Annotated in this window: 1 pseudogene; it reads right to left on the bottom strand. The window is 59.0% G+C overall.

Annotated features, from left to right (window positions below):
* Nucleotides 1-271, bottom strand: a pseudogene (locus tag KVS69_RS19625) (hypothetical protein); the annotation flags it as partial.

The raw sequence follows: 271 nt of genomic DNA, 5'->3' as shown, positions 1-271 counted from the left end.
CATGCTGGCAGCGGGGTAGCCAAGAACTGCGAGCTTGCTCGGGCGCTTGGATCCAGATCGGACCCTGCGCTCGACTGCGAAGTATGAGACCAGTGTCATGGCGGCCATCGCGACAACGCACGCGATATAGCCACCGATGGAAGGCGTTCCATAAGCGTATCTATAGAAAGCCATGACCGGCCAATGCCAGAGATAAAGCGAGAAGGATACCCGCCCGATCGCCACCAGTCCGGGGAACGAAAGCACCGCAGCAACCAAGGTGCGATCTACG

It is taken from the genome of Stenotrophomonas sp. GbtcB23, assembly GCF_019091045.1.
In the GTDB taxonomy this organism is placed as follows: Bacteria; Pseudomonadota; Gammaproteobacteria; order Xanthomonadales; family Xanthomonadaceae; genus Stenotrophomonas; species Stenotrophomonas rhizophila_A.
The sequence above is the reverse complement of the archived record's forward strand: the minus strand, read 5'-3'. Positions and strand labels throughout refer to the sequence as shown.